This is a genomic window from Mesorhizobium sp. B2-4-14, from assembly GCF_006442155.1.
GTDB lineage: Bacteria > Pseudomonadota > Alphaproteobacteria > Rhizobiales > Rhizobiaceae > Mesorhizobium.
Genome location: NZ_VFVA01000042.1, coordinates 22,640 through 39,914 on the forward strand (window position 1 = coordinate 22,640; position 17,275 = coordinate 39,914).

Sequence of the window (17,275 nt, forward strand, 5' to 3'; positions counted from 1 at the left end):
ATGGCCGCGAAGCGGCCAGAGGGGGTCGTTGCGCGTGGAGCGCTGGCCTTTCCTTTTGCCGTTGCATGGCGTCGTGGCAGTTCGGGCAACCCCCTCTGTCGCCTTCGGCGACATCTTCCCCTCAAGGGGGAGATCATCAGCGTCACCTCCCCGCGCCCCAAGGATCCGCCACCCTTGGCCACACCGGCCGCTTCAGCTTTTTGTAATCCGTCACCGCCGGATTGCTCGGATAGGAACTCGGCGCCGTGACATAGATGATCTCGGCGGCGATCGGCGCGAAGCCGGCGTAGAAATGGTTGGTCGACTTGATCAGCAGCATGCCCTTGGCCAGCGGGTCGACGCCGATGTTGGAAAAAATGTCCGGCTCGAAGGTCTGGGTGCGGTTGGTGTTGAGGATGATGTCGACCTCGGTGCCATCGATCCGGACCAGCGCGGTCGGCCCGAGGGTCACCCGGCTCGGCCCGAAACTCTGCCAGCCCTCCGGAACCGCCTTCAGCACCTTGACGCGCGCGTCGATCGGCTCGCCCGCCTGCGGTCCAGCCTTGCCGCCGAAGCGCAGGTCGATGACCGCGCCCTCGCCCGCCGCCAGGCAGAAGGTCACGGCGATCGGGTCCCAGATCGTCGCCACACCGAACTTATCCAGGCCGCGCGCCAGCATCTGGCGCAGCACGAAAGTGCCGTCGCCGGGAACGCCGCCGCCGGGATTGTCCCAGATGTCGGCGATGACCACGGGCTTGCCGGGATTTTCGGCGCGAACGGCCAGCGCCCGGTCAATACCGTCGGCGGTGGAGAGCATCGTCATCGCCGTCTTTTCGCGCATCGCGTAGAGCTCGCGCCCCAGCCGCTCCGCCAGCGCATCGCCAATTTCCTTATCATTGTCGGTGATGACAAGGATGCGCGTGCCCATTTCCGGCACGTCGGCGGCCATGAAGCCATGGACGACCGACACCGACAGCACGCCGTCCTTGCCGTGCAGCGCCTTGATGCGGTCGACGAAGGACCGCATCGGCTCGCGGCTGGTCGGCAGCACCTGGATCATGCGGCAGTCGAAGGTCGAGATGACGGGCTTGATCTCGCCGCGCGCGGCGGCTAGGCCAAGCTCGACGACATGCTCGCCGCGCTCATAGAAGTCGGTGTGCGGGAATTCGAGGAAATAGGCCATGATGTCGGACGCCGCCACGCGCTTCGGCGTCAGATGGCTATGCGGATCGAATTCCGAGGCGATCACCACGTCAGGCCCGACGATGGCCCGCACGCGCTCGAGCAGGTCGCCTTCGCAGTCGTCATAGCCTTGCGCCACCATGGCGCCATGCAGGCCGAGAATGACCGCATCGACCGGCAGCGCCGCCTCGAGCTGCCCCAGGATCTCGTCGCGCAGCGCCTCATAGGTCTGCCGCTGCACCAGGCCGCCGGGCTCGGCCCAGGTGGCGGTGCCTTCGATCACGGTCAGACCTTCGGCGGCCGCGCGCCGGCGCAAGACGACGATCGGCGAGGAGCACAGCGTCGGCGTATCGGGATGCTTGCCCGGTCCGGCGTAGAAGGCCATTTCGAACGAGGCCCGGTCGGTCGGCACCGGCGAGAAAGTGTTGGTTTCCGTCGCCAGTGAGGCGGTAAAGATGCGCATGAAAGCTCCGTGGACAATTACTTACGCTATTTGACCGCCCCGAGCGCCAGTCCGCGCACCAGATAGCGCTGCAGCCAAATGAACAGGATCGCCACCGGCAACGTCGCCAGCAGCGTGGCCGCCATCACATGGTGCCACTCGATCGTGTAGCGGCCGGCAACCAGCGAGAACACCTGGATCGGCAGCGTGTAGCTTTCCTGGCTGCGCAGCATGGTCAGTGCCACGACGAACTCGTTCCAGGCATTGATGAAGGTGAAGATGGCGGTCACCGCGATCGCCGGCAGGCAGAGCGGCAGGAACACTTTGCGCAGGGTGAGCCAGCGCTCGGCGCCTTCCATCCAGGCCGCCTCCTCGAGGTCTCGCGGAATGGTGTCGAAATAGCTCTGCAGCATCCAGACGGTGAAGGCGACATTGAAGGCCATGTAGATGAAGCCGAGCGCGGTCGTCGATTCGACCAGCCCCCAGGCCGCCATAAGCCGGAACAGGCCAAGCACCAGCACGATCGGCGAGATCATCTGCGAGATCAAAAGGAACTGGCGGAAGACACCGTAGCCGGCAAAGCGAAAGCGCGACATGGCATAGGCGGCCGGAACGGAGATGAGGATGGCACCGACCGTGGCGATAACAGACACATAGAGCGAATTGGCCAGCGCCTGGCCGAAGCCGGTCGCCACCCACATGTCGGAGAAGTTGGACCAGCGGAACTCGCTCGGCCACCATGTCGGCGATAGCACCTCGGTCCGCGGCTTGACCGCGGTCAGGAACATTACCGCGAAGGGAAAGAGCGTCACCACGATCAGCGGCGCCAGCAGCAGCCAGGCGATGATCGTGCGCTTCAATTTGCCCGTCATGAACCCATTTGTCATCCGCGTTGCTCCCGCATCGCCAGCCGTACATAGATCATGGTGAAGATCAGCAATATGGCGAACATCATAAGCGACACCGCCGAAGCCTCGCCCAGTTTGCCGATGCGGAAGGCGAGCTTGTAGAGGTGGGTGACCAGGATATCGGTCGAGTTGGCCGGCCCGCCCTGCGTCATCACCCAGATGATCGGGAAGGAATTGAAGACATAGATCGTGTTGAGCACGATGGCGATGTTGATGAACGGCTTCAGGAGCGGAAAGGTGATCTCGCGGAACTGCTGTATTGGCGTTGCTCCTTCAAGCGCCGCCGCTTCATAGAGATCGTCCGGGATCGACGACAGGCCGCCAAGGAAAATCGTCGTGGTGAATGGCACCGTCACCAGTATGCCGATCAGCACTTGCATCGGAAACGCCGTCTCGGCGCTCGCAAGCCACTGGACGTTGTGGTCGATCAGGCCGAGCCCGATCAGCGCCGAATTCAGCATGCCGCTTTCGCCGCTCAATGCCCAGCGCCAGACCACTGCCGTCATGGTCAGCGACACCGCCCAAGGCAGCATGATGATGACGCGGGCCAGTCCGCGGCCATGGAAATCGGTGTTGAGGATCATCGCCACCGGGATGGACAGCAGCAGCGCACCGCCGACCACCAGCACTGTCCACAGCCCGGTGCGCCACAGCGCGGCGACGAAGTCGGGATCGGCAAACAGCGCCGAGAAATTGGCGAGGCCGCTGAACTCGTGCAATTGCCCGAAGCGATTGACGTCATGGGTCGATATCTGGATCAGGTCCCAGACCGGCCAGAAGATGACGACCGCCGCCAGGAACAGGCTGGGCAAGGTCAGGAGATAGGGCAAGGTACGATTTCGCATCGGCTGGCCTGTACCGCGTTGTGAGGCATCAGCAGCGCTGGTTTGCCAGCTGGACTAATTCTGATCTGTTCTTCGCTCAGTTTCGAACTCTTTCCCGGCGTCGGCGCTGCCCCTCACCTGCCTGCCGGCATCCTCTCCCCGTATAGTGACGGGGAGAGGGGCGCTCTCGCCGCCGCTTTGACCAATCACCAGCGTCTCAAAGAGGACGACAAGATCGCGGCCAGCCCTTTCTCCCCGTCCCTATACGGGGAGAAATGCCCGGCAGGGCAATGAGGGGCGGCGCGACATCGGCGATCTATTCCCTGTACGAAGTGGTTGTCCCGTCGGCGTTCGACGCTTTGCGCTTAAGCCCGAAAACTGTGGCGCGCCCCGCCTGAGTTTGGGGCGCGCCACGGGCGCAGGGAGATACGCCCTATTTCTTGAGCACGGCCCCTACTTCTTCAACACTGCGTTGGCTTTCGCCGCCGCCTCCTCCTTCAGGCCTGTCTCGGGGTCGACGCTGCCGAGATAGATCTTCTGCATAGCGTCGGAGGTGATCTGGGCGATCTCTTCCCAGCCCGGAATGACCGGCGCGAAACGGGCGTCGGGCAGGAGCGCGGTGAAGGCGGCCAGATCGGCATTGTTGACGTAATAGTCCATCTTGGCCTCTTCCTTGTTCACCGGCAGGAAGCCTTCGCCTTGCGTGAACTTGGCGCGTTGCTCCTTCGTGAACAGGAAGTCCATCAGCTTCCAGGCCTCGTCCTTGTTCTTGGAGTTCTTGAACATGATCATGGAATCCGTGACGCCATAGGTGCCGCGCGCGCCGGTCGGCCCGGCCGGAATGGCCGCCACGCCGTATTTCAGGCTCGGCGCCTCTTCCTTGATCTGGTTGGACAGGAACGGTGCGGTGATCATCATGCCGACCTTGCCCTGCTTGAACAGGTTCTGCACGTCCTCGCGATTGTTGGAGGTGACGCCGGGCTCGGTTAACCCTTCATCGATCATCGACTTATAGAGCTTGGCTGCTGCAAGCGCGCCCGGCGTGCTCAAGCCGGAGGTGCCGTCCTTGTTGAGGATCTCGGTGCCCTGCGACCACATCGCGTAGTAGTAGTAGACGTCGGTCTCGATCTCCTTGCCCTGCAAGCCGAAGCCGAAGCTGCCGGAACCCAGTGCCTTGATCTTGCGGGCATCGTCCTGCAGTTCGGTCCAGGTCGCCGGCGGCTTGGCGATGCCGGCCTTCTCGAACAGTTCCTTGTTGTAATACATGGCCCGAGCAGAGGCTGCGATCGGCAGGCCATAGGTCTTGCCATTCATGATCGAGGGCGACAGGAAGGTCTCGATGAAACGGCCCTTGAATTCGGGCGTGATGTAGCTGTCGAGCGGCTCGGCGACATCCTGCTGGACGAAGTCGATCAGCCAGCGCGTGCCGATGATCGAGAGATCCGCATTGGTGCCGGCGGTGATGTCGGTGGTCAGCTTCTGCAGCAGCACATCCCACGGCACGACTTCGAACTTGACAGTGATGCCGGGGTTCTTCGCCTCGAACTCCTTCTTCACCTCTTCGAAATAAGGCCCGGTCTTGGCACTGTACTCGGCGACGGTGACGCGCACTTCACCCGCATTCGCCTGCGCCGCGAAGGCCAGCATGCTCAATCCGGCCATCAGGCCGACAGTCCATTTGGCAAGGCTCATCCGATCTCTCCCATTTGTTCCGCGCTTTTTGCGCTCCTTGCGCCGATGGCTGGCACAAGATTTATGTGACTTTCCTACATTATCGACGAATCCACCGCATGCAAGCGGATTATCATGTTGCTTAATTACATTCCATTCCTTAGCCTGCCGGCATCTGCCTGATCTGCGGGAGGAACAAGCACCGTGGTTTCGAAAGCCGAATTCGAGGGCCGTACTGTCGTCGTCACGGGTGCCGGCGGCGGCCTTGGCTCGGCGATCGTCGCACTGCTGGCCGCAAGGGGCGCGCGGGTGGTCGGCTGCGACCAATCCGAAGAGGCGCTGGCAAGCCCGCACCTTGCCTCGCGCCATGTCTTCAACCTTCTTGACCGCGCGTCCGTAGAGAAGGCGATCACCGCCGTGCTCGACAGGGACGGCGTACCCGATATCCTGATCAACAACGCCGGCTGGACGCGCGCCGAGACGCTTGCCGCGCTGACGGCGGACAGGATCGAGCATGAGCTCGACCTCAATCTGACCGGGGTGATGACCTTCGCCGACCCTATCGCCAAGGCGATGGCCGCGCGCGGATCGGGCAGCGTCGTCTTCATCTCCTCCGTCAATGCCATCGCGCATTTCGGCAATCCCGCCTATGCCGCCGCCAAGGCCGGCATCAACGCCTATGCCAAATCGATCGCCGTCGAGCTTGGCCGCAGCGGCGTGCGCGCCAATGTCGTCTGCCCCGGGTCGATCCGCACCGCCGCCTGGGACCATCGCCTAGCCAAGGATCCGGAAATCCTCGGCAAGCTCAAGCGGCTCTATCCGCTCGGCCGCATCGTCAACCCACAGGAAGTCGCCGAAGCGGTGGCTTTCCTTGCCTCCGACCGCGCCTCGGGCGTAACAGGCGTGGTGATGCCCGTCGATGCCGGGCTGACCGCCGGCTGCCTGCCGTTCATCGACGACATATTGGGAGCGTGACCATGACCGACGTCCTGTTTCGCAACCTGTCGAAATCCTTCGGCCAGCACAGGATCCTCGAGGACATCAACCTCGATATAAAAAGCGGCGAGTTCGTCGTGCTGGTCGGCCCGTCGGGCTGCGGCAAGTCCACCCTGCTGCGCATGCTAGCCGGCCTGGAGACGATCAGCTCGGGCGATCTGCTGATCGGCGGCACACGCGCCAACGACCTGCCGCCGCAGCAGCGCAACATCGCGATGGTGTTCCAGTCCTACGCGCTGTTCCCGCACCTGAAGGCCTCCGACAATATCGGCTTCGGCCCGAAGATCCGTGGCGAGAACCGCGCGGCGGTCGACGAAAAGGTCAAGAAGGCGTCCGGCGTCCTCAACCTGTTTTCCTATCTCGACCGCTACCCGCGCCAGCTCTCGGGCGGCCAGCGCCAGCGCGTGGCCATGGGCCGCGCCATCGTCCGTGAACCCTCGGTGTTCCTGTTCGACGAGCCGCTCTCCAATCTCGACGCGCAGTTGCGCGTGCAGATGCGCACCGAGATCAAGGCGCTGCACCAGCGGCTGAAATCGACGATCGTCTATGTCACCCACGACCAGATCGAAGCCATGACCATGGCCGACCGCATCGTCGTGATGGACCACGGCAGGATCCAGCAGGTCGGAGCACCGCTCGAACTCTATGACAGGCCGGCCAACAAGTTCGTTGCCGGCTTTCTCGGCTCCCCGTCGATGAGCTTTGTCTCCGGGGCTCTCAGGACGACGCCTGAGAAGACCTGGTTCGAGTCGGTTGGCGGCGGCCGGCTTGCGCTTGCCGGTAAGCCGGTGCCTGCGGGCAGCGTGGTGGAGGCCGGCATCCGGCCCGAGCACTTCATCATCGGCGAAGCCGCCGACGCCATGGCGCTCAAGGTGGATGTCGTCGAGCCGACCGGCTCCGAGACCCACGTCTATGGCGCCATCGGCGCCGATACGGTGCGCGCCGTGTTCCGTGACAGGGTGCCGATCAGGCCGGGCGACCTGCTTCCGGTCTCGGTCGATCCCGGCAACATCCATCTGTTCGACAAGGCGACGGGCCTGCCGCTGTGAGAACGCAGGGATGACGACGAAGGCACAAGCATGAAGACGCCGGCCGACATCATCACGCGGCTGCAGCTGATGTCGCAGGACGGCACCAAGTCGGACCGCCGCCTGGCCGGCCTCGTGCTATCCGATCTCGATTTCGCCTCCAAGGCGGCGATCTCGGAGATCGCCTCACGCGTCGGCGTCAGCGAACCGACGGTCACGCGCTTCTGCCGCAATCTCGGTTGCGAGGGCCTGCGCGACTTCAAGTTCTATCTGGCGCAGGCCATCGCCATCGGCGGCCAATATCTGTCGCCGGAGCCACTGAGCCGCGATGCCCGCGAGCAGCGCATCGCCTCCGCCATCACCGAAGCGGCGATCTCGGCCATCCAGCGCGCCAGCGAGAATCTCGACATGACGACGCTGGTCGCGGTCGCCGAGCGGTTGGCGATTTCGGGCAATGTCCTGTGCATCGGCTCCGGCGGCATCTCCTCGATGATGGCGACCGAGATGCAGAACCGGCTGTTCAGGCTCGGCTTGCCCGTGCTGGCGCAGATCGACGGCCAGTTGCAGCGCATGTATGCCGCCGTTGCCACGCCCGAGACCACTCTGGTCGCTTTTTCGGTGTCCGGCTATGCGCGCTCGGTCATCGAGGCCGTGCAGGTCGCCCAGCAATATGGCGCCACGACTGTGGCCGTCACCGCCCCTGACTCGGCGCTGGCCAAGGTCGCCGATACGGTCATCCATCTGCAGCCGCTCGAGGATGGCAACATCTACAAGCCGACATCGTCGCGCTACGCCCTGCTGGCGATCGTCGACATGATCGTGACATCGGTGGCCGAGACGCGCGGCCCGAAGGTGCTGGAGAACCTGCGTCGCATCAAGCAGAGCGTAAACACGCTGAAGGTCGACGATCCGCGTTTGCCGCTGGGCGATTGACTCCGAAGGTCGTGCGGCAAGGAGACCTATGCACCGAACACCTCGACGCTTCTTGCCAGTGTCACCGGTTCGCCGACAACGCGCAGCGTTTTGAGCCGTGCCGTGCCGCCGGCAACGACCGAAACGGCCGACCCTGGCACCCCCAGCGCCTTGGCGACCAGCTTCTCCAGCGCCTGATTGGCCGCACCGTTTTCCGGCACGGCGCGGACCCGCGCCTTAAAATGGCTGCGCCCGTCCGCCGATGTTTCGACGCCTTCCAACCTGTCCACCGAAGATTTCGGTGTTAGCCGGACAAACAGCTCGATGCAGTTTTCGCGGATGAGGAATGGCGCGCTCATGCAACCGCCGGACTCACAGCAGCAGCGGCGCCACCGTAGTAAGAATGAACTGCCTGACGAAGAACAGGATCAGCAGCAGGATAATCGGCGAGATGTCGATGCCGCCAAGGTCGGGCATGAACCGGCGGATCGGCCGCAGCGCCGGCTCGGTCAGCCGGTAGAGCATGTTGCCGATGCTGCCGACGAACTGGTTGCGCGAGTTGACGACGTTGAAGGCATAGAGCCAGGAAAAGATCGCCGAGGCGATGATGACCCACCAATAAAGGTCGAGCGCCATGACGATGGTTTGAATGAGGGCGAGCATGCCGGTCTCCAATTGTTGCCGACATGTAGCCATTGCGCACCAAACCGGCAAGAGCCGCCGGCCGGCGCGACAGGCAGCAAGGATTTCGGCAAAACGCCGCCTTGACAGAAATCCGCCGCGCCCGATAAATGCGCCATCCGCTGGACGGGGCTGTAGCTCAGCTGGGAGAGCGCGTCGTTCGCAATGACGAGGTCAGGAGTTCGATCCTCCTCAGCTCCACCAGCGGAATAATCGGTGGTCCGCTTTTTTGCCGCAAGGCGCGGACGGCATCCGTTGCGACGCGCGGCGTCAATGCTCCTCAAAAGGCCATATACGATTTCGCGGGATTTCCAGGGCAAGACAATTGTCAATTGGACTTATGGCGATGGTCGCTGTCGGATCGGCACTATTTTTTTTGGAAGCCGCCCCATTAGACTGGCGTTACCAAATCAGTTTTTTCTGTGTGTTGTGACTGGGCGTTTCGGCGGGGGCGACCGAAGGCGCTATATGGATTTCGGGTCGAAATGAAGAATTCGCCTGCGAAAGCAAAGACGTGTCCATTCGCGAGAATCTCGCTGCAAATCTCAGACGGCTCTGCAAGGACCATGCATCCATCAGCGCGGTATGCCGTGAGTTGGGGATCAATCGCACGCAGTTCGAACGCTATCTGCAGGGCCAGACCATTCCGAACAAGGCCACGGCCAAGCTGATCTGCGACTATTTCCGCATCCACGAAGCCGAACTGTATCAGGGCCCCGGCATGCCCGAGCCTTCGGTTGCCGGTCTGCCGCCGATCTCCGAAAGCCTGTTCAACCAGATGATTCGCCCTCCCGCCCCGTCGATCGCGGGAGGCACCTATTTCACCTATTTTTCGATCCCGGCCCGTCCCGACCTCCTGATGCGGTCGGTGACTTTCGTGCGTCGCGAGGCCGAGTTGGTCTCATTCCGCAGGGTCACCGGATGGTCGGAGCGCCGGGGCTCGACATGGGCGCGGGCGCGCGGCAACCACTACGGCGTGGCGATCTCGCGCCTGAACTGGATCTATTTTAGCGGCGTCAACCGTCGCCAGACCGGCGAGCCATCGCTGATCTCCGTGCAATGGGCTCCAATCTCGGAACCGGTTCTCGTCGGCAAGGCCATGCTTCTGACCGAGGCCGGGCCGGCATTCGTATCGGTCATTATGCGGCAGGATATGTCCGGTATCCGAGCACGGCATGCGATCCGTATGGCGCATGTTGTCACGCTTGACGATCCCGCCATCGATCAGCTCGTCGTCAGCCTCACCCAGGACGGGCTGAGCTAGGAGCACCAGCTGCTGGTTATGCTAAATAAGAACAAGAATATCTCGAAAAAGCGTATGCCAGCGAGTACCTACTCCATATCTGAGTAAAATCGATTTTTTAGACTTTCTTGGAAAGAAAGATATTATAGGTAACGTTGGATTTACTGTAATTTTAACACACAATTAATTCTTTCGAACTTACCTTTCTTCTCGCGGATCCCGCTGTGGGGGATCTTTTAACAGATCCCATTGGGGGTCGGGAAAGGGACGAAAATGGCCAAGAAAGTAAACAACGCCCCGAAGCTGACGGTTGCCGCAGGCACCCAGACCGTCTTCTTCTCGCAGGGCATGCACTACAACAAGCGCTGAAGTCGTTCGGCGCCGACGGGCTGTCCGCTCTGTCGGCGCCTTGCTTTCAAAAACGGCATCCAGCATCATGAAAATGCGCTCCTCAAAAACACTTGTGTTCTACCCCGGGACCAACAAGCTCACGGCCTGCAATTTCCTGACCGAAGCGTCTTCGAATGCAGCCCCGCAGTGGTTGGTCTTCTCGCATCCTGGGACGAATGGGCCTCCACGGGAGAGGTCGCGCGCGCTCATGGATGGTCGAAATCCGACCTCAATGCCGTCGTTCCGCAATTGCTGGATTTTTCCGCCCTGGTCACCGCCGGCTCGCCGCTGGCCGAACGGGAGACGCAGTTCTCCGGGCAGTGGAACTGGGGCATTCCGACTGCGCTGATGCATTTCTGCGTCCAGGACAGCGAGTTCATGACCCTCGAACAGGCCGAGGCACGGCAGATCGAACGCGCCGGTCATGCCACCCAGCCCGACCTTCTGCTGAAAAATGCCACGGATGCCATTCGGCTGCCGAACGCACTGGCCAACAACGAACTTCTGGCCCTGATGGCGCGGCGCCGCACCAACCGCACCGCGGCCGCGCCCACCATCACCGCGCGGCAGCTCTCCGACTGCCTGTTCGCGGGCATGGGCATAACCGGCGAAACCAATAACTGCGTCGGCGCCCTGCCGCTCGGCATGACCCCCTCGGGCGGCGCGCGCAATCCCTATGAGGCCTATGTGGTTGCGCTTGGCGTCGAGGGTCTTGAGCCCGGTGTCTATCACTATTCCGCCGCCGATCACGACCTCGGCAGGATCTCGGCCAACCATCTGCCGAGGATCTCGGAGTTGGTCGGCGGGCAGGAATGGGCCGATACCATGCCATGCCTGGTCCTCCTGTGCGCCAGGCTCGACCGGACCATGTGGAAATATGAGGATGCCAACGCCTACCGCGTCGTCCTGATCGAGGCTGGCCATATCGGCCAGAATATGATGCTGGCGGCGACCAGGCATGGTCTGTCGGCGTGTCCCACCGCAGCTCTCAGCCACTCGGCGATCAAGCGCCTACTCGGCCTCGACCGCCTCACCGACGCGCCCATCTATGCCTTGACCCTCTCGACCTCGGAACCGAGCCCGCATGCGGCCGGTCAATCCATCAATTAGCCGCCTCGGTATGTCCGGTGTAGCCAGTAACGCGTCCCCTGAGTTCCATCCGATAAAGGAGCAGCACGTGGCAAATCAGTCCTTACGGCAGTCAGAGATCGATAGTCTTCAATATATCGCGTCGATGACCAATGAGCTCGTGCAGATTGCCGACGCAAGCCGTTTTCCCATGACCTCCTATTTGCTTGGCATGGCCTATGCCGAAGCATTCGATATTCTGCGCGGCGCCCGGCCGGCAAGGCTTGCGCAACTCAGCGGCAACCCCATGCATCCCAAGCCGTATGCAAAGGACCACGCTCAGCCAAGGAGGGCGTAGCGGATGCAGCCGTGTGCCGGCGGGCTTACGGCCGAACCGGCGGGAGACACCTTGTGCGCTGCAAGGTCTGCTGCCGGAAAAAGCCGCCGCCGAGCCTGATCGCACCGATATGGTCTGGCGGTTCGAGCAGGCCAATGCCGAGGCTGCCAACATCGGGGGCCGGCGATCGGATCCGGCAGTGATCGCCGCCTTGATCGCTGGCAGCCCGCAAAATGAACATTCATGCGCAGAGATTTGAGGGGAACCCGCAGATGAACATGCTTGCAACCGTCCGGACCGTCGACGCCAGGGAAAGCATCTTCGGCCGGCTCCATGCCCTGCTCGCAGCCCGGGCGGCATCGCCGGACTCGGCGCGCGTCGAGGCCCGACGGTTGATTTCCATGGCCATGGCCGACAGCTGGCAGGCCGACAGCCTCTGGGGCGCGGCAGACGCCTTTCATGCCCATTTCGATTTCATGATGCAGACCATCGAGATCAACGGCGCCGACGACCCGAACCTGAGAATCCTGCGCACGAAATGCCGCTTCTACCTCGAGCAGGTCGAAGCACTATGTCAGTCGCTGAGCTGAGCAACCCCACTCGTCTTGCTTTGAGGCAATTCCGGGCGGAAACCACTGGAGCAGCGGGTGTCGCCGAGGCGGGCGCCCCAGGTGCCTCGACCTCGAGGGCGATGCCGGCCGGCTGTTGCTGGGCCGAGGCGCTGCCGCCCGCCATGATCACCGCTGCGACCAGCCTCGCCAACAAACCATGTCTGGACAAGAGCTTCTTCCTCGTTCTCGCGGGCGCTTCCTGCTGCGGCAGGCAGATGGCGGTTGACATGAAACATGACATTACTAGTCAACATTGAAGATGACTGCAACACTCAACAATTTTCTGCAACCCAGGGCGCCGATCGCCCGTATCCGTGCCTCGCCGCCTCAATGGAGAATCGCTAGAGTGACCCGGGCAACAGGAAGCTCTCGATGATCAAGGCAACGCCCTTCGACTACCCTTATGACAGCAGGCTGGTGGCCGAAAACACAGCGCTGGTCGTCATCGACCTGCAGCAGGATTTCCTGTCGACGACGGGCTATTTCGCCAGAAAGGGATACGATCCCTCACCGCTGCGGGCGATCCTGCCGGCCGTGAACCGGCTGATCGGCGCGGCCCGCGCCGCCGGCGTCACGGTCATCCACACAAGGCAGGGCTATCGTGCCGACATGGCCGACATGACGCCTTACGAGAAATGGCGCCGCAAGCGCGCCGGCTTGGACGGCACGGACATCCTTTTGCGCTCGGGCCAGGGTTTCCAGATCGTTCCGGAGATCGACGTCGGGCCGCACGACATCATCGTCGACAAGACCTGCAACAGCGCCTTCACCTATACGGATTTCGAGCTCGTGCTGCGTGCCCGAGGCATCACGCATCTGATGTTTTCCGGCTGCACGACCGATGTCTGCGTCCACACCACGCTGCGCGAAGCCTGCGACCGCAATTTTCAGTGCCTGACGATCTCGGACGCCTGTGCGAGCGGCGACCAGAGAGCCCACGAGGCGGCGCTTCACATGGTGACGGTGGAGGACGGCGTCTTCGGCGCCCTGGCCGATTCAGCCGCAGTCATTGACGGCCTGTCACGGCTTGGCGACGGGCGCGAAGCAACAAAGGGCTGACGGACACTCAGCCCGCGCGCCTTTGCAGCCTCGGCCGGCCCGGCCGGATCGTCGACGACGATCTTCTGGAAGCCACCATCCTCGATCAGCCCGAGCTTGGTCGCGGTCTCGGCAAAGTCGTAGAAAAAGGGAACCGCGGCCTCGGCGGTCTTGCCTGGGATATGCGTGAACGCGATCGGCATTGCCATTTCCTCCATTTCTGGACTCACTGGATGCGGTAATCACCGGTCGCGCCAAGGCAGACCGGAATCCGGTTCATCGACTGCGAATGCATGGAAGCGCCGGGCCGCTAAACCCAGGCGATTAAAACGTTCAGGGAATGAGGCCCAGGACAACGGCCCCGGTGAACACGAACGCAAGGGCAAAGACGAAATAGGCAAAGGCACCGGCATAGGCCGGGCGGAAGGTCTGGGCATTGGCCAGCCTCTGGCCGCTGCTGTCAGTCTGAGCGTTCTGGATATAGGACATATCGACCTCCGTCTCAATCAATTAATCTATAAAACTTGTAGACTTTGTCGAGTGCTATTTTCGGGCATGATGCAGAATAATTTTCTCACATTCGGCCGAAAATTGGCGATGGTTTGCTTATTGGCGCTGTCTGGAAGGCTTGCGGCATGGGTTGTGGGCGCCGCAACGCCAGCCTCGACGGACCATCCCCGTCCTTGCAGACCCAATTCGCGCATTGGCCGCTCCGCGCATCAGGGATAGCATCGCAAAACGAGACATCATCCAACGGGATATGGGAGTTAAAATGGGCGCGAGACTTGCCGGCAAGGTCGCCATCGTTTCGGGCGGCGCGACGGGAATGGGCGGAGCGGCTTCGGAGCTGTTCGCCGCCGAGGGCGCCAGGGTGGCGATCATCGACCGCAACGGCGAAGCGGCAGCGGCGACGGCGGCGGCGATCCGGGCGCGCGGTCATGTCGCCGAGCATTTTGTCGCCGACGTCTCTGACGAAGCGCAAGTCGAGGCGGCGGTGAAAGGGGCGACGGAAAAACTCGGCCCGATCACCGTCCTGTTCAACCATGCCGGCACCATCGTCATAAAGCCGTTCCTGGAAACGACGCTTCAGGAATGGGACTGGCTGCATGCCGTCAATGTGCGCTCGATGTTCCTGATAACGCGCGCCGTGCTGCCCGGCATGATCGCGGCGGGCGGCGGCTCGATCGTCTGCACCTCGTCGATCTCGGCGGTGGCGGCGACGCCGAACGAAGTGCTCTACGACACCACCAAGGGCGCCTGCCACATGTTCGCGCGCGCCATCGCCGTCGAGTTCCGCGACCGCAACATCCGCTGCAACGCGGTCTGCCCCGGCTTCATACGCACGCCGCACGGCCTGCGCGAGGTCGCCGATCTGGGCAAGCTCGGTGTCGATGTCTCGGACGCAGCCCTTGCCGCGCAACAGGGGCGCATCGGCGAGCCGGAAGAGGTGGCGAAGGCAGCACTTTACCTAGCCAGCGACGAATCCAGCTTCGTCAACGGCGCGCATCTGTTCGTCGATAACGGCTTTACGGCGATGTGATGCTTTTCCTCGCCCCCACGGGAGTGGGGGGAGAAGTGGCTCGGGCGAAGCCCGAGACGGGGCGGGGGATGCCCTGCGTGAAGCCAGAACCGACTGAGAAGCTGGCGCAAGGCGCGGCCCTGAAAAAGCGACCATTCGACAGTCAGCGCAGCCCCTCTCCGACCGCTTCGCGGCCACCTCTCCCCGTTTTGCGGGGCGAGGAACCTAAGCCTGCGTTACCGCTCCTCCCGCCGAAAAGGCTTGAGCAACGCCGAGGGAGCGACAGCATTGCGCGACATGAAAGCCATGGCGACGATGGTGAAGATGAAGGGCAGCATCAGGAACGCTTCGTAGGGAATGTGCCCAAGGCCGCTCGCCTGCATGCGCAACTGCAAGGCATCGACAAAGGCGAACAACAGCGCCGCACCCGCCGAGCGCCATGGATCCCAGCGGCCGAACACGACCAGCGCGATCGCCACCCAGCCGCGCCCGGAGACGACGCCGAAAGTGAAGGCGTTGAACTGCGCCATCGACAGGAAGGCGCCGGCCAAACCCATCAAGGCGCCACCGAGGATCACCGCCTGGAAGCGCGTGGCGATCACGCTGACGCCGGCGGAATCGGCGGCACGCGGGTTCTCGCCGACCATGCGCACGGACAGGCCCCAAGGTGTGCGGTAGAGGATGAAGGCCGCCAGCGGGATGGCCAGGATGGCCATGTAGACCAGCGCGAACTGGTTGAACACCGCCGGCCCGAGCACCGGAATGTCGGACAGCACCGGGATCGGCAGAGTCTGAAAACCCATGATGCTCGGCGGGACCGATTGCTGCCCGAAGATCAGCCGGTAGAGAAAATAGGCGAGCCCCGAACTGAACAGGGTCACGCCGATGCCGCAGACATGCTGGCTGAGGCCGAGCGCCACGGTGAACAGCGCATGCAGCGCGCCCATCAGCATGCCGGTCAGCACTGCCACCAGGACACCCAGCCACAGGCTGCCGCTGAGGCTGGTGGCCGTGAAGCCGGTCATCGCGCAGAGCAGCATGATGCCTTCGATGCCGAGATTGAGCACGCCGGCCCGTTCGGAGAACATCTCGCCAAGCGTGGCAAAGGCCAGCGGCGTGGCGATGCGGATGATGGCCGCCAGGAAGCCGACCTGAAAAATCTGTTCCAGCACCACGCTCATCAGGCTGCTCCGACGCGGCGGATGCGGTAGGCGGTGAACAGCAGCGCCACCAGCATGGCGAGCAACGCTGTGCCCTGGATGACATCGCTGAGGAAGGCCGGAACACCGGTCGCCCGCGACATCGCCTCGGCCCCGGTCATCACGGCGGCCAGGAAGATCGCCGCCGGCACGACGCCGAGCGGGTTGAGCCGCGCCAGCATGGCGACGACGATGCCGGAGTAGCCGTAGCCCGGCGAGATGTCGCTCATCACCTGGAAATGCACGCCGCCGACCTCGCCGACGCCGGCCAGTCCCGCCAGTGCGCCGGAGAGCAGCGCCGTCGACAGCAGCACGCGCTGGACATTGATGCCGCCATAGCGTGCTGCCTCCGGGTTTTCGCCGGTGACCCGGATTTTGAAGCCAAGCGTGGTGCGCACGATGAGAAACCAGATCAAAGGCGCCGCGATCAGCGCCATGACAACGCCGAGATGCAGCCGCGTGCCTTCGATAAGCACCGGGAAATTCGCCGAATCCTCGATCGGAGGCGAGATCGGATAGCCGCTGAAGCTGTCCTTCCACGGCCCTTCGATCAGCGCCATCAGCGCGTAATAGATGACGGAGTTGAGCAGCAGCGAACTGACGACATCGTCGACCTTGAATTTCACTCGCAATGTCGCCGGGATGAGCGCGACGGCGGCGCCGGCCGCGGCGCCGGCGATCGCCATCAACAGCATGGCGAGCGGTCCCGGCATCGGGATCGCGCCGACAAAGCAGCTGGCTACCGCGCCGGCGAGCAGCTGCCCCTCGGCGCCGATGTTCCAGAATTTGGCCCGGAAGGCGACGGCCACCGCCAGACCGGTGAAGATCATCGGCGCGGCGCGCACCAGCGTTTCGGTGATCGCGTAGCTGTCGCCGAGCGAGGCCGTGAACATCACGCCATAGGATTCGAGCACGCCGGCGCCGGCCAGCGCTATGAGGCCGCTGCACAGCACAAGCGTGGCGCCGATCGCCAGCAGCGGCAGCGCAAGGTTGAACCAGGCGGGCGTCGCGGTACGAACTTCCAGGCGGAACATCAGCTATGGCACTCCGCCCGCCAGCCGTTGGCGCCGCCCCTCATCCGCCTGCCGGCACCTTCTCCCCGTATAGCTAGCGTGCGCACACATTTGATTTGGCGGTGGTCAGTATGGGTTTGCAAGGACGAAGCCCTCAACAATGGCGTGGAAGCGTTTGAGGCCGTTGCTGAAGGTGACCGGGCCCGGCGGGCGCTCCTTTGGATAGCCGTTCCA

Annotated in this window: 19 protein-coding genes, 1 tRNA gene and 1 pseudogene; 11 read left to right on the forward strand and 10 right to left on the reverse strand. The window is 62.9% G+C overall.

The features are described from left to right. Positions 1 to 142: 142 nt before the first annotated feature. The 4 genes from FJ938_RS25775 to FJ938_RS25795 form a co-directional block, all read right to left on the reverse strand. Entirely contained in the window at positions 143 to 1,624 is a 1,482-nt protein-coding gene (locus FJ938_RS25775) for a M81 family metallopeptidase (RefSeq protein WP_140698746.1), read from the reverse strand. A 26-nt stretch (positions 1,625 to 1,650) separates the two neighbouring features. Then, positions 1,651 to 2,475, reverse strand: a complete 825-nt coding sequence (locus tag FJ938_RS25780; RefSeq protein WP_140698777.1) for a carbohydrate ABC transporter permease — start codon at positions 2,473 to 2,475, stop codon at positions 1,651 to 1,653. A gap of 11 nt (positions 2,476 to 2,486) precedes the next feature. Next, positions 2,487 to 3,356, reverse strand: coding sequence for a sugar ABC transporter permease (locus tag FJ938_RS25785; RefSeq protein WP_140698749.1), 870 nt, complete (start codon positions 3,354 to 3,356; stop codon positions 2,487 to 2,489). Between the two features lie 432 nt (positions 3,357 to 3,788). Further along, positions 3,789 to 5,027, reverse strand: a complete 1,239-nt coding sequence (locus tag FJ938_RS25795) for a sugar ABC transporter substrate-binding protein (RefSeq protein ID WP_140698752.1) — start codon at positions 5,025 to 5,027, stop codon at positions 3,789 to 3,791. A gap of 183 nt (positions 5,028 to 5,210) precedes the next feature. On the opposite strand from FJ938_RS25795, the gene FJ938_RS25800 reads away from it, so the two are divergent. Genes FJ938_RS25800 through FJ938_RS25810 form a run of 3 tightly spaced genes read left to right on the forward strand, consistent with a single transcriptional unit; the run spans position 5,211 to position 7,963 of the window. Beyond that, positions 5,211 to 5,981, forward strand: coding sequence for an SDR family oxidoreductase (locus tag FJ938_RS25800; protein WP_140698755.1), 771 nt, complete (start codon positions 5,211 to 5,213; stop codon positions 5,979 to 5,981). 2 nt (positions 5,982 to 5,983) lie between these two features. After that, positions 5,984 to 7,051, forward strand: a complete 1,068-nt coding sequence (gene ugpC, locus FJ938_RS25805) for a sn-glycerol-3-phosphate ABC transporter ATP-binding protein UgpC (protein ID WP_140698758.1) — start codon at positions 5,984 to 5,986, stop codon at positions 7,049 to 7,051. A 30-nt stretch (positions 7,052 to 7,081) separates the two neighbouring features. Beyond that, complete coding sequence (locus tag FJ938_RS25810; RefSeq protein WP_140698762.1) at positions 7,082 to 7,963, forward strand: MurR/RpiR family transcriptional regulator; 882 nt, start codon at positions 7,082 to 7,084, stop codon at positions 7,961 to 7,963. Positions 7,964 to 7,989: 26 nt separating this feature from the next. Here FJ938_RS25810 and FJ938_RS25815 read toward each other — a convergent pair whose 3' ends face one another. Next, a complete protein-coding gene (locus FJ938_RS25815; RefSeq protein WP_140698765.1) occupies positions 7,990 to 8,301 on the reverse strand; it encodes a DUF167 family protein in 312 nt (103 codons plus the stop codon). A 13-nt stretch (positions 8,302 to 8,314) separates the two neighbouring features. Then, complete coding sequence (locus FJ938_RS25820) at positions 8,315 to 8,605, reverse strand: YggT family protein (RefSeq protein WP_140613445.1); 291 nt, start codon at positions 8,603 to 8,605, stop codon at positions 8,315 to 8,317. A 146-nt stretch (positions 8,606 to 8,751) separates the two neighbouring features. Between FJ938_RS25820 and FJ938_RS25825 the strand changes: the two genes are divergently transcribed. The 7 genes from FJ938_RS25825 (at position 8,752) to FJ938_RS25860 (ending at position 13,331) form a co-directional block, all read left to right on the forward strand. After that, a tRNA-Ala gene (locus FJ938_RS25825) sits at positions 8,752 to 8,827 on the forward strand. Between the two features lie 310 nt (positions 8,828 to 9,137). Next, positions 9,138 to 9,887, forward strand: a complete 750-nt coding sequence (locus FJ938_RS25830) for a helix-turn-helix transcriptional regulator (RefSeq protein WP_140613446.1) — start codon at positions 9,138 to 9,140, stop codon at positions 9,885 to 9,887. A 516-nt stretch (positions 9,888 to 10,403) separates the two neighbouring features. Next, positions 10,404 to 11,366 carry a SagB/ThcOx family dehydrogenase gene (locus FJ938_RS25840; RefSeq protein WP_246673515.1) on the forward strand — a complete coding sequence of 321 codons (963 nt, stop codon included), beginning with the start codon at positions 10,404 to 10,406 and terminating at the stop codon, positions 11,364 to 11,366. 67 nt (positions 11,367 to 11,433) lie between these two features. After that, entirely contained in the window at positions 11,434 to 11,682 is a 249-nt protein-coding gene (locus tag FJ938_RS25845; protein WP_140698768.1) for a hypothetical protein, read from the forward strand. A gap of 13 nt (positions 11,683 to 11,695) precedes the next feature. Then, positions 11,696 to 11,920 carry a hypothetical protein gene (locus tag FJ938_RS25850; protein ID WP_140698771.1) on the forward strand — a complete coding sequence of 75 codons (225 nt, stop codon included), beginning with the start codon at positions 11,696 to 11,698 and terminating at the stop codon, positions 11,918 to 11,920. A gap of 13 nt (positions 11,921 to 11,933) precedes the next feature. Continuing rightward, positions 11,934 to 12,251, forward strand: coding sequence for a hypothetical protein (locus FJ938_RS25855; protein ID WP_140698774.1), 318 nt, complete (start codon positions 11,934 to 11,936; stop codon positions 12,249 to 12,251). Positions 12,252 to 12,644: 393 nt separating this feature from the next. Further along, a complete protein-coding gene (locus FJ938_RS25860) occupies positions 12,645 to 13,331 on the forward strand; it encodes an isochorismatase family cysteine hydrolase (protein ID WP_140613449.1) in 687 nt (228 codons plus the stop codon). 38 nt (positions 13,332 to 13,369) lie between these two features. Here the strand turns inward: FJ938_RS25860 and FJ938_RS30455 are convergent. Both FJ938_RS30455 and FJ938_RS25870 read right to left on the reverse strand, forming a co-directional pair. Further along, positions 13,370 to 13,513: pseudogene (locus tag FJ938_RS30455) on the reverse strand (LLM class flavin-dependent oxidoreductase); the annotation flags it as partial. 130 nt (positions 13,514 to 13,643) lie between these two features. Beyond that, complete coding sequence (locus FJ938_RS25870) at positions 13,644 to 13,799, reverse strand: hypothetical protein (RefSeq protein ID WP_140613450.1); 156 nt, start codon at positions 13,797 to 13,799, stop codon at positions 13,644 to 13,646. Positions 13,800 to 14,082: 283 nt separating this feature from the next. Between FJ938_RS25870 and FJ938_RS25875 the strand changes: the two genes are divergently transcribed. Continuing rightward, positions 14,083 to 14,850 carry an SDR family oxidoreductase gene (locus tag FJ938_RS25875; RefSeq protein WP_140613451.1) on the forward strand — a complete coding sequence of 256 codons (768 nt, stop codon included), beginning with the start codon at positions 14,083 to 14,085 and terminating at the stop codon, positions 14,848 to 14,850. Between the two features lie 215 nt (positions 14,851 to 15,065). Here FJ938_RS25875 and FJ938_RS25880 read toward each other — a convergent pair whose 3' ends face one another. Together FJ938_RS25880 and FJ938_RS25885 are read right to left on the reverse strand one after the other, a co-directional pair. Next, positions 15,066 to 16,010 (reverse strand): ABC transporter permease, encoded by a 945-nt coding sequence (locus FJ938_RS25880; RefSeq protein WP_140613452.1) that lies wholly within the window; start codon positions 16,008 to 16,010, stop codon positions 15,066 to 15,068. Beyond that, positions 16,010 to 17,062, reverse strand: a complete 1,053-nt coding sequence (locus tag FJ938_RS25885; protein WP_140613453.1) for an ABC transporter permease — start codon at positions 17,060 to 17,062, stop codon at positions 16,010 to 16,012. Before FJ938_RS25885 ends, FJ938_RS25880 begins: the two co-directional genes overlap by 1 nt. Between the last annotated feature and the right edge of the window lie 213 nt (positions 17,063 to 17,275).